Below are 11,673 nucleotides of genomic sequence, written 5' to 3'. Positions count from 1 at the left end.
GCCTGCCCCGCCACCCGACTTTGAGCCGCGCGGCCCAACGGCATCCGGTCCCCTCACGTGCCACCGGTTCCAGCCGACGACGCCGCGGTGATCCGCGACGAGGCCGAGACGGAGCGACGCCTCCACCGAGGCATCGTCGGGCGCGCCCTGCTCGTCGGGCCCGCCTTCATGGTCGCGGTCGTCCTCCCCCGCGTCGCGCCCGTCGACTGGCGCGCCGGGGGCATCGCCCTCGGCCTGTTCGCCGTCGTGGCCGTTCTCTCGTGGTGGAGCCTCTCGACCGGGTCGGGGGCCCCTCACCCGCTTGTCCAGGTCACCACCGACCTCCTCGCCACGGCCGCCGTCGCCGCCACGATCGTGGCCTCGCAGGACCCGGCCACGACCACGAGCATCGCCTTCCTCGTCGCCATGGTCTCCCAGGCCGCGATCCGCCGTTCGCTCGCCCACCTCACCATCACGTGGCTCGCCGGGTGCGCGGGCTACGTCGGCGCCGCGATGGCCCTCGGCGTCCCCGGCGACCACATCCTCACCCGCACCGTGCTGTTCGCCGGGGCGACCGGCGTCGTCGTCGCCACGATCGCCTTCCTCGTCGAGCAGGTCTACGAGGCCAAGCAGCGCGCCGACGACCTGCGCGACCTGGCCCGGATCGCCGCCGACGCCCAGGAGCTCGACGCCGGCGTCCAGGCCGGGCGCCACCTCATCCTCCGGCTCGTCGAGGCCGAGAGCCTGCACCTCCGATGGGGTCCGGGCGACGACATCGACTGGGTGCGCCTCCCCCGACGGGAGATCCTGCCCCTCGGCGTGTCGCGCCACGGGCCCGTGAGCCTGGTGCTCGACGGCGTGCGACGCCCCACCGCGACCGCCCCGCTCGGCGACCTGCTCGGCCCGCTGTGCGAGCGCGACCGCTACATCGGCGAGCTGGTGCGCAGCTCGCACACCGACCCCCTGACGGGGCTCGCCAACCGGCGGGTCCTCGACCGGCTGCTCGACCAGCACGACGGCGAGACGCCGCGGTCGGTGGTCATGATCGACCTCGACCACTTCAAGCGCATCAACGACGAGCGCGGGCACCTGGCCGGCGACGAGCTCCTCCACCGCTTCGCGCGCGTGCTCCGCGAGCACGTCCGCCCCGAGGACACGGTCAGTCGGTTCGGCGGGGAGGAGTTCTGCCTGCTGCTCGACGCCGGCGCGGACCACGCCCACGGGGTGGTCGAGCGCATCAGGGGCGCGTGGGCCGGCGAGGAGCCCGGGGTCACCTTCTCCGCCGGGATCGCGTCCGACGACGGGACGCTGCGGGCCGAGCCGTCGAGGGACGAACGGCGCCGCCGCAGCGAGGAGCTCATCCGACGGGCGGACGGGGCCCTCTACGCCGCAAAGGGCGCCGGTCGGGACCGCAGCGCCGTCGCCTGAGCGCCCGCGGTTTCAGTCGGGGGCCGCGATGGTCGATGCTGGAGGGGTGAGACGTGTCCTCGCGCGCGCCTGCGCCGCCCTCGCCGTGCTCGCGGCATCCGTGTCCTCCGGGGGCCAGACGGCGGGTGCCCAGTCGATCGAGATGCCCGACCTGCCGCCCGGCGCGCCGGTCTTCGCGCCGCACCAGGTGCCCTGGAACCCCACCGACGAGTGGATCTTCCCGGGGGTGATCCGCGTCGACGGCGCGCTCGACGCGCCGCTCGCCCGCTACCACCTCTACACCGCCCCCCACGACTCCCCGGGCGGCATGAGCCTCTTCCTCGCCGACTCGCTCGAGGGCCCCTGGACGCCGTACCCGGGCAACCCGGTGTTCCCGAACGGCGTGAACGTGTCGCACACCTCGACCCCCCACGTGATCTGGGTCGAGGACGAGCAGCTCTTCTTCATGTACTTCCACGGCGAGAACGACGTGACCCGCCTCGCCACGTCGCCCGACGGCATCACCTGGACCCACGAGGGCGTCGTCGTGTCCGCCCCGAGCGGGTCGCACGCCGCGTCGTACTCCCGCGTGTTCGAGCACGAGATCCCCCGTCTCGGGAACCGCTACGTCATGCTCTTCACCGAGGAGCGCATGGGCAGCGGGATCCTGCGGATCCGCTACGCCGTCTCCGACGACGGGCGGGACTGGGACGTGCAGCCCGAGGTGCTCGTGCACCCGAGCGGCAACGAGGGCACCCGCATCAGCTCGGCGACCCTGCTGCGGTGGCAGGGCCGCAACCTCGTCGTGTACCACGGCGCATCGGGGAACATCCACGTGACCGACGTCGGCGAGCAGTTCGACCAGGAGCAGCACCTCGGCGTGCTCCACGACGAGACCGACCGGGTCGCGGCGCCCCACCTGCTCGTCGAGGACGGCCGGCTGCACATGTTCTACGAGTCCGGTCACCGCCTCGCCGCGGTGATCCGGCACACGTCGGCACCCGTCGACGAGCTCGCCCCGCTCGGGCGCCACTCGGGTGGACCGGTCACCGGCTACTTCACCGACGTGCGGCCCACGAGCCACCACGACGACATCTACCGCCTCGAGCGCGCCGGACTCACGACCGGCTGCGGCACGCCGACCCGCTTCTGCCCCGAGGACACGATCACCCGGGCCCAGATGGCCACGTTCCTCTCCCGGGCCCTGCGCCTCCCCGTCGGCTCGGCGTCGCGCACCACCTTCGACGACGTGACCACCGGCACCAGCTACACGGCCCACATCGAGGCGCTGCGCACGGCCGGGCTCACCAACGGCTGCGGGCCCGACCGGTTCTGCCCCGACGGGCCGGTGACCCGACAGGAGATGGCGACCTTCCTCTCACGCGCGCTCGAGCTCCCGCCGGTCCACACCAACCACTTCGTCGACGTCGCCCCGGGCACGAGCTTCACGGCCCACATCAACGCGATCCGTGCCGCCGGGATCACCAACGGCGTCGGCGACGGCAGGTTCGACCCCGAGGGACTGGTCACGCGCCAGCAGATGGCGTCGTTCCTCGCACGGGCCTTCGACCTCCGCTGAGGTAACCGCCAGCGCGGTCCGCCCGCGGTCGCTACCCTCTCCCGCCCCTCCCACCCGCCGGTCCGGGAGGCCATCGACGCGCGCCCCGGCGCGCGAGGAGATGCCATGACCACGCCCGACGCCGCCGACGACCCCGACCCCCACCTCGTCGCCATCCGCGAGGAGCAGGCCCACCTCGACCACGCCCACCGGTGCCTGGAGGCGATGCGTCGCCACACCGCCTCGATGATCGCCATCGCCGAGGGCGGCGCCACCGAGACCGACTCCGAGGCGGCGCGCTACCACCTCCGCAAGCGCGCCGCGTCCTTCGACGGGCGGGCACCGCTCGCGTTCGGCCGCCTCGACACCGAGGACGACGAGACCTTCCACGTCGGACGCCGCCACGTCGAGGACGCCGCGGGCGAGCCGGTCGTGGTCGACTGGCGGGCGCCGGTGGCCGCGCCCTTCTACCGCGCGACCTGGCGCGACCCGCTCGGGCTCGTTCGTCGCCGGCGCTTCACGGTGGAGGACCGCACGGTCGTCGCCGTGCAGGAGGAGGACCTCGCCGACCCCGACGCGGTGGGGGGCGGGGGCGTACCCGACCCGCTCCTCGCCGAGCTCGAGCGGGCCCGGACCGGTGAGATGCGCGACATCGTCGCCACGATCCAGGCCGAGCAGGACGAGATCATCCGCGCGCCGCTCGCGCAGGTGACGATCGTGCAGGGCGGTCCCGGCAGCGGCAAGACCGCGGTGGGCCTGCACCGGGCCGCGTTCCTCCTCTACGAGCACCGCCAGCTCCTCGAGGAGCAACGGGTGCTCGTCGTGGGCCCGAACCGGGTCTTCCTGCGCTACATCTCCGCGGTGCTGCCGTCGCTCGGCGAGACGTCGGTGGTCCAGACGACCATCGAGGGGCTGCTCGGAGCCCGGTACCCGGTGCGGGCGACCGAGCCGGCGGCGGTGGCGGCGCTCAAGGGCGACGCGCGGATGGCGGAGGTGCTCCGGCGGGCCCTCGACGCCGGGATCACGGCCCCTGCGGGCGACACCGAGCTGCACCTCCCGTGGGGGCGCGTGCGGCTCACCGCCGACGACGTCGCCGAGGCGCTCGCCACGGCCCGCGCCCGGCGACTCGACGACACGGCGGCGCGCGAGGTGTTCCGGTCGCTCCTCGCCCGGCGCGTCGAGGCGCTGCTCCTCCCCCAGTTCCGGGGTGAGGCGCCGGCGGGCTCCGACTTCCAGGGCGATGCACGGGCCGACGCCACCTTCCGGGCGCTCGTCAACCGGACGTGGCCGACGACGAGCGCGGGGCAGCTCGTGCGCAAGGTGCTCGGCACCCGAACCCTCCGCGAGCGCGTCGCCCGGGACGTCCTCACCGCCGAGGAGCGCGACCTGCTCCACCGGGCGCCGGCGAAGAAGCTCACCGACGAGCGGTGGACCACGGCCGACGTGCCGCTGCTCGACGAGGCAGAAGCCCTCGTCGGGGGTGTGCGCGCCACCTACGGCCACATCGTCGCCGACGAGGCCCAGGACCTCTCGGCGATGGCCCTGCGCATGCTCGGTCGCCGCGCGCAGGGGGGCTCCCTGACGATCCTCGGCGACCTCGCGCAGTCGACGGCGCCGGGTGGGCAGGATCGGTGGGACGTCGTCGTCGACCACCTCGGGCCGCCCGCCGCACTCCACATCATCGAGCTCGAGGTGGGCTACCGGGTGCCCGGCCCCGTCCTCGACGTCGCCTCGCGCCTGCTACCCCTCGCTGCGCCCGACGTCCGCCCGTCCCGCTCGGTGCGCACCGCCGGCGATCCCCCGACGTTCACACGGGTCGACGACGGCCGGGAGCTCCCCGCCGTCGTGGCCGAGATCGCCGCCGACCTGTCGGGCACGTGGACCTCGATCGGCGTCATCGCGCCGGAGCCCCACGTGGAGGCGGTGCTCGACGCGCTCCGCGCCGCGGGCGTCGACGCCGGCCCTGCCGACCGTGGAGGCCTCGACCGCGCGGTGGCCGTGCTCGACCCCCCGACGGCGAAGGGACTCGAGCTCGACGCCGTGGTCGTCGTCGAGCCGGCGCGCTTCCTCGTCGACGGCGCCGCAGGTGCCCGCCTGCTCTACATCGCGATGACGCGCTGCGTGCAGCACCTCAGCGTGGTCCACGCCGAGCCGCTGCCCGAGCTGCTGCAGGTCGGGCCCTGAGGCGCCGCGCTCAGGCGGAGCGGGCGACGACGACGACGCCGAAGGTCGACCCGCCGGCGGTGTAGCCGACCCGCACGACCTCGGTGGCGCCGAGCACGTTGAGGTCGAGCCCGGAGCCCGCCGCCACCGTCGGCAGCGACAGCCGCGACTCCTCGCCCACGATGGCCTTGAGGTTGCCGCCCGCCATGTTCGCGAGCTCGCCCACGACGTCGTGGACCTCACCCTCGGACGGCTCCTCGCCCTCCTCGTAGCCGAGCATCGCCGAGGTGAAGGCCACAGCCGACGCCTCGGGGCACTCGATGATGAAGGCGCCCTGCCAGCCGCCGGTGATCTGCACGGCGGCGCAGATCTCCCGGCCGCCGTCGTCCACGGGCAGGTCGGCGGGCTCGATGTCGAGCCCGAGCATGGACTGCCAGATCTCCTCGACGATCTGGTGCACGCCGTCGCTGTCGATGTTCATGTCCCTTGTCCTTGGATCGCGGACCGCAACCGGTAGAGGCCGGCCCGGGTCGGTTCGATGCGGACGAACCCGTCATCGACGTTCAACGTTGTCTCGGCGTTGCCGAGGAAGAGGTAGCCGTCGGGGCGCATCCGCTCGCGGATGCGGCCGAGCAGCCGTTGCTTGGTCGCGTGGTCGAAGTAGATCATCACGTTGCGGAGCATCACGATGTCCGGCGACGCCATCTCCGGCCACGGGCCGATGAGGTTGACGACGCCGAACCGGACCATCCGGCGGATGCCGTCGGCGACCACCCAGTGGGCGCCGTCGCGCTGGAAGTGGCGCACGAGCATGTCGGCCGGCATCCCCCGGTTGACCTCGAGCTGGCTGTACCGGCCGGCCCGTCCCTGGGCGACCGCGTCCTCGGCCAGGTCGCTGGCGAGGATCGTGAGGTTCCACGAGGCGAGCTGGGGGAACGTGTCGAGCAGGAGCATCGCCACGCTGTAGGGCTCCTGGCCGGTCGAGCACGCCGCCGACCAGATCGTCAGGCGTCGCTCGGCGGCCCGGCGGGCCATCAGCTCCGGCACGACCGTCGTGACCAGGGCGTCGAAGGGGTGCCGGTCGCGGAACCACGACGTCTCGTTGGTGGTCATCGCCTGGACGATGGCGTGGTGGGTGCGGCCGTAGGGCGTGCCCCGCAGCGCGGCCACCATGTGGCTGATCGAGGGGTAGCCAGCGTCGCGAGCGACGGGCGCCAGACGGCTCTCGACCAGGTACTCCTTGCCCGGCTCGAGCACGAGCGCGGCCGATTCGTGGACGAGCGACCGGATGAAGGCGACGTCGGTCGGGGTCACGCTGGACGGCCGGGCCGGCGCGGCCACGGGGCGGCCGACGGCGGGGGCGGGGACGGTCACGAGCGGCCTCCGGCGGCACCCACGACGCGACCGGCGGCCACGCGGCGGGCGATCGCACCTGCGATCTGGTCGAGCGGGAGCACGGTCTCGGCGAGCCCGGCCTCCACGACGGCACCCGGCATGCCCCACACGACGCTCGTGGCCTCGTCCTGGGCGATGACGCGCGCACCGGCACCGACGAGGTCGTCGCTGCCACGCAGGCCGTCGTGGCCCATGCCGGTCATGACGACCCCGAGCACGTGGCGGCCGACGGTGGCCGCGGCCGAGCGGAACAGCACGTCGACCGCCGGACGGCACGAGTTCTCGCGCGGGCCGTCGTGGGTGACGAGGCGCAGCCCGCCAGCGGGGTCCGCCGCGACCTCGAGGTGGCGGTCGCCCGGCGCGATCCAGCACCGCCCGGCAGCGAGGTGCTCGCCACCTGCGGCCTCGGCGACCTGCAGCGGCGTGTGCGCGTCGAGGCGCTCGGCGAGCAGCCGCGTGAACATCGGCGGCATGTGCTGCACGACGAGCACCGGCACCGGCAGGTCGGCCGGGAGGGCCGGGATCATCGCCGCGAGCGCGTTGGGTCCTCCGGTCGAGACGCCGATGACGACGAGGTCGACCCGGGGGGCCGGGCCGCCGGCGGCGGGCCGGGCCGGTGGGGCGGCCGCGGGCGTCGCGGCCGGTGCGTCGGCGCCGAGCGCGCCCCGGCGGATGCGACGGGCGTCGAGTGGCGACGTCCGCGCCGGTGGGGCGGCGGACGCCTCCTGGACGCCGCAGAGGGCATGGATCCTCGGCACGAGCTCGGCCCGCACCCGCTCCATCGCCTCGGCGACGCTGCCGACGTTCGCCGGCTTGGTCACGTAGTCGTTGGCCCCTCGCATCAGCGCCTCGAGGGTGATCGAAGCGCCGCGCTCGGTGAGCGTGCTGAACATGACGACCGGCAGGTCGGGGTGCTCCTCGCGGATGGCGGTGAGCGTCTGGATCCCGTCCATGTCGGGCATCTCGACGTCGAGGATCACGATGTCGGGTGCGAGCTGGGGGATCTTCTGGAGGGCGATCCGCCCGTTGGGGGCGGTGCCGACCACGTCGATCGTCGGGACGGCGTCGAGCACGTCGGACACCAACCGGCGCACGACGACCGCGTCGTCGGTGATGAGGACGCGGGCGCGACGTCCGGGCAGCTGGGGGCTCACGTGCCGACCAGCCCGAGCAGCTCGAGCTTGTCCCGGATGATCCCGGCGTCGAACGGCTTCATCGCGTACTCGTCGGCGCCGGCCTCGAGGGCCGACTGCATGCGTGCGACGTCGGACTCCGAGGTGACCATCAGCACCTTCAGCTGACGATCCCCTCGGGCCCGCACGGTGCGCACGAACTCCACTCCGTCCATCTCCGGCATGTTCCAATCCACGAGGGCGACGCGGATGCCCGCGACCTCGTCCAGTCGGGAGAGGGCCTCCACGCCGTTGCAGGCCTGGTGCACCTCGAAGCCCAGGCCCTTCATGATCCGGCTGAGGATCATCCGCATCGCCGACGAATCGTCGATGACGAGGGCCCGATGGTCGATCTGCTCTGAGGTGCTCATGGCTGCTCCTCGCGTCGGCTCAGCGGCCGACCGCTCCGATGGCGTCGAAGCCGGTGGGTGTGGCCCACCTCTCGTCGGTCGCCACGGGCGCCTGATGAGGGGTCGCCGCCTCGGGGGCGGTGGGTCCGGTGGGGGTGTCGTCGGTGCTGTGGGCGGCGCCGACGAGGGCCTGCAGCTCGGCGGCGACCCGGGCCAGCTCGCCGGCCGCGGCATGGGTCGACTCCGCACCCGCGGTCGTCGACCGCGCCGCCGAGGCCACCGAGGTGATGTTCTCGGCGATCTCCGCCGACCCACGAGCCGCCTCGGTCACCGACCGCGAGATCTCGTTGGTCGTCGCCGTCTGCTCCTCGACCGCCGACGCGATCGTCGTCTGCAACGTCGCGACCCGATCGATGATCTCGGAGATCTCCGCGATCGCATCCACCGCACCCGACGAATCGGTCTGGATCGCCGCGATCTTCCCCGAGATCGCCTCGGTCGCCTCCGCCGTCTGCTTCGCCAGCTCCTTGACCTCGTTGGCCACCACCGCGAACCCCTTGCCGGCCTCACCCGCACGAGCCGCCTCGATCGTCGCGTTCAACGCCAACAGGTTCGTCTGCTCCGCGATCGAGGTGATCACCTCGATCACCTCACCGATCTCCGCCGAGGACGCACCCAGCTTCGACACCGTCGCGTTCGTCGTCTCCGCCGCCGACACCGCACGAGCCGCCACACCCGCCGCCTCGTTCGCGTTCGCCGCGATCTCACCGATCGACGCACCGAACTCCTCGACCGCGGTCGCCACCGTCGACACGTTCGCCGACACCTGCTCCGCCGCCGCCGACACCACACCCGCCTGCGCCGCCGTCTCCTGCGCGTTCGACCCCAACTGGGACGACACCGCACCCAACGACGACGACGAACGACCCAGCGCCTCCGCCGAACGACGCACCGCCGACGACACGCTCCGCGTCAACCACAGCCCGCCGGCCACGCCGAGCAGCAGCGCGAGGGCACCGACGAGCACCGAGTTGCGGCGCACGTCGCTGTAGGTGTCCTTCGAGGCGGCGAGCCGGTCGGCGACCGAGCGGTCGATCGCCGACGCGAAGCCCTCGAGCGACGTGCCGGCCGCGGTGGCCGAGTCGATGCTCTCCGGTGCGAACAGGATCGGCATCGCGGAGGCCACGTCACCCGACTCGACGAGCGGGAGCCACTCGGCCCGGCTGGCGGCCGACTCGGCCCGGTAGTCGAGGAAGACGTCGAGGTGCTCGCGCGCCTCGGGGCTCATCTCGGCCGCGTCGAGCTCGGCGGCGATGGCGTCGAGCTGCTCCTCGACGGCGATCATGCCCTCGATCGGGCTCTCCTGGCCCTCCTCGCCCGTGATGCCCATGGCCAGGGCCATGATCGACACGTAGCTCTCCTGGAGGAGCGTCTGGATCTCCTCCGCCTGGATCTGCAGGTCCTTCTGGGAGGCGAGCGCCTCGGTCTGCTCGTGGACGGTCGCGGTGCCGTTGATCACCACGAGGCCGGCGATGAGCACGGCGACGCCGAGCCCCACGAGGGTCAAGGTGATGCGTCGTCCGATGGTGAGGTGTGCCATGTCAGTGACCTGCCTGCGGTGTGGGCCGCGCTCAGGCGGGCTGGAAGGAGGGGGTGGGGGCCGACCACTCGTCGACGGTGTCGGGGCGGGCCACCGGCGCCTCGGGGGCGGTGGGTCCGGTGGGGGTGTCGTCGGTGCTGTGGGCGGCGCCGACGAGGGCCTGCAGCTCGGCGGCGACCCGGGCCAGCTCGCCGGCCGCGGCATGGGTCGACTCCGCACCCGCGGTCGTCGACCGCGCCGCCGAGGCCACCGAGGTGATGTTCTCGGCGATCTCCGCCGACCCACGAGCCGCCTCGGTCACCGACCGCGAGATCTCGTTGGTCGTCGCCGTCTGCTCCTCGACCGCCGACGCGATCGTCGTCTGCAACGTCGCGACCCGATCGATGATCTCGGAGATCTCCGCGATCGCATCCACCGCACCCGACGAATCGGTCTGGATCGCCGCGATCTTCCCCGAGATCGCCTCGGTCGCCTCCGCCGTCTGCTTCGCCAGCTCCTTGACCTCGTTGGCCACCACCGCGAACCCCTTGCCGGCCTCACCCGCACGAGCCGCCTCGATCGTCGCGTTCAACGCCAACAGGTTCGTCTGCTCCGCGATCGAGGTGATCACCTCGATCACCTCACCGATCTCCGCCGAGGACGCACCCAGCTTCGACACCGTCGCGTTCGTCGTCTCCGCCGCCGACACCGCACGAGCCGCCACACCCGCCGCCTCGTTCGCGTTCGCCGCGATCTCACCGATCGACGCACCGAACTCCTCGACCGCGGTCGCCACCGTCGACACGTTCGCCGACACCTGCTCCGCCGCCGCCGACACCACACCCGCCTGCGCCGCCGTCTCCTGCGCGTTCGACCCCAACTGGGACGACACCGCACCCAACGACGACGACGAACGACCCAGCGCCTCCGCCGAACGACGCACCGCCGACGACACGCTCCGCGTCAACCAGAAGGCGGCGAGCGCAGCGATCACGAGGGCCACACCGGCGGCGAGCAGCGCGTTGCGACGCACGTCGCCGTAGGTGCTGTCGACCCCGGCCTCGGCGGCGCGGGCCGACGCCTCCGTGGCGACGCTCAGCTCGTCGAGGGCCTCGACCGTGAGGGTGGCGAGCTCGACGGCGTCGGCCGACACGAGGGCGCCGAGGTCGACGCTCCCCTCGCCGCGGAGAGCGTCCTGGGTCTCGGTGCTCTCGGCGAGCGTCGCCCGGTACCCGAGGAAGGTGTCGAGCGCGGCGCGGGCCTCGGGGCTGTGGTCCATCGTGTCGAGCTCGGCGGCGATCTCGTCGATCCGGTCGCCGATGGCGGTGAGCTCCGCCGTGCGCTCCTCGCTGGCGTCCTGGGTGACGACCAGCATCAGCGCGTTCACGTGCGAGTCGGACAGCAGCAGCTGGGCCTCGGCGACGAGATCCTTCACGTGCTGGCGGTCGGTCAGCTCGTCGACGCCGCCGCGGACGGTGCCCGTGCCCTGGAGCAGGAGCGCGCCGGCGACGACGACGACGACGCCGATGGCCCCGAGGGCCAGGGCGATGCGGCGGGCGAGTGTCATGTGGCTGGAGGTGGTGCTCATCGATCTTTCCCGTGTCTAAGTGGGTGGGCTGGGGGGTGGGGTCCGCTACGCCGGCTGGAGGGCCGAGACGTGGATGGCGCGGTCGGTGTCGAGCACGAGCAGGAGCCGGCCGTCGAGCTTGTGGGCGCCGCGGATCAGCGAGAGGGCGACGCCGCTGACGGTGCCGGGCGGCTCCTCGAAGGAGTCGGCCGACACCTCGACCACGTCGCCGATCTCGTCGACGAGGAGGCTCACGGCGCCGTCACGGGTGCGCACCACGACGTTCATGGGGGGCACGCCGTCGGCCCGGGGCGGCAGCTCGAGGCGACGCCGGAGGTCGACAGCGGTGACGATCTCGCCCCGCAGGTTGATGAGGCCGCCGATCACCGAGGCGGCGAGCGGCACCCGGGTCATCTGCTGGGCGCGGATGACCTCCTGGATCCGGCTGACCTCGATCCCGAAGAGGAGGCCGTCGAGGGTGAAGGTTCCGTACTGCATCTCTC

Annotated in this window: 10 protein-coding genes; 3 read left to right on the top strand and 7 right to left on the bottom strand. The window is 73.1% G+C overall.

What is annotated here, in order from left to right:
• Positions 1-57 precede the first annotated feature (57 nt).
• From GH723_RS06370 to GH723_RS06360, 3 genes are all read left to right on the top strand, one after another.
• Positions 58-1,407, top strand: a complete 1,350-nt coding sequence (locus GH723_RS06370; protein ID WP_153758870.1) for a GGDEF domain-containing protein — start codon at positions 58-60, stop codon at positions 1,405-1,407.
• A gap of 46 nt (positions 1,408-1,453) precedes the next feature.
• Positions 1,454-2,965, top strand: coding sequence for an S-layer homology domain-containing protein (locus GH723_RS06365; protein WP_195210572.1), 1,512 nt, complete (start codon positions 1,454-1,456; stop codon positions 2,963-2,965).
• 105 nt (positions 2,966-3,070) lie between these two features.
• Positions 3,071-5,128, top strand: a complete 2,058-nt coding sequence (locus GH723_RS06360; RefSeq protein ID WP_153758868.1) for a HelD family protein — start codon at positions 3,071-3,073, stop codon at positions 5,126-5,128.
• Positions 5,129-5,138: 10 nt separating this feature from the next.
• Here GH723_RS06360 and GH723_RS06355 read toward each other — a convergent pair whose 3' ends face one another.
• The 7 genes from GH723_RS06355 to GH723_RS06325 are packed head-to-tail and all read right to left on the bottom strand — an operon-like array spanning position 5,139 to position 11,668.
• Positions 5,139-5,588 carry a chemotaxis protein CheX gene (locus GH723_RS06355; RefSeq protein WP_153758867.1) on the bottom strand — a complete coding sequence of 150 codons (450 nt, stop codon included), beginning with the start codon at positions 5,586-5,588 and terminating at the stop codon, positions 5,139-5,141.
• Positions 5,585-6,481 carry a CheR family methyltransferase gene (locus GH723_RS06350; protein WP_229023119.1) on the bottom strand — a complete coding sequence of 299 codons (897 nt, stop codon included), beginning with the start codon at positions 6,479-6,481 and terminating at the stop codon, positions 5,585-5,587. Before GH723_RS06350 ends, GH723_RS06355 begins: the two co-directional genes overlap by 4 nt.
• A complete protein-coding gene (locus GH723_RS06345) occupies positions 6,478-7,656 on the bottom strand; it encodes a protein-glutamate methylesterase/protein-glutamine glutaminase (protein ID WP_229023118.1) in 1,179 nt (392 codons plus the stop codon). The genes GH723_RS06350 and GH723_RS06345 overlap by 4 nt, the downstream gene beginning before the upstream one ends.
• Positions 7,653-8,045, bottom strand: coding sequence for a response regulator (locus GH723_RS06340; protein WP_153758866.1), 393 nt, complete (start codon positions 8,043-8,045; stop codon positions 7,653-7,655). The genes GH723_RS06345 and GH723_RS06340 overlap by 4 nt, the downstream gene beginning before the upstream one ends.
• A gap of 19 nt (positions 8,046-8,064) precedes the next feature.
• Positions 8,065-9,624: a methyl-accepting chemotaxis protein gene (locus tag GH723_RS06335; RefSeq protein ID WP_153758865.1), complete on the bottom strand. Its 1,560-nt coding sequence runs from the start codon at positions 9,622-9,624 to the stop codon at positions 8,065-8,067.
• A gap of 31 nt (positions 9,625-9,655) precedes the next feature.
• Positions 9,656-11,191: a methyl-accepting chemotaxis protein gene (locus GH723_RS06330; protein ID WP_153758864.1), complete on the bottom strand. Its 1,536-nt coding sequence runs from the start codon at positions 11,189-11,191 to the stop codon at positions 9,656-9,658.
• 45 nt (positions 11,192-11,236) lie between these two features.
• Positions 11,237-11,668, bottom strand: coding sequence for a chemotaxis protein CheW (locus GH723_RS06325; RefSeq protein WP_153758863.1), 432 nt, complete (start codon positions 11,666-11,668; stop codon positions 11,237-11,239).
• Positions 11,669-11,673: the final 5 nt, after the last annotated feature.

Source organism: Actinomarinicola tropica (genome assembly GCF_009650215.1).
Classification (GTDB): Bacteria; Actinomycetota; Acidimicrobiia; order Acidimicrobiales; family SKKL01; genus Actinomarinicola; species Actinomarinicola tropica.
This window is presented reverse-complemented; position numbering and strand designations above follow the sequence as displayed.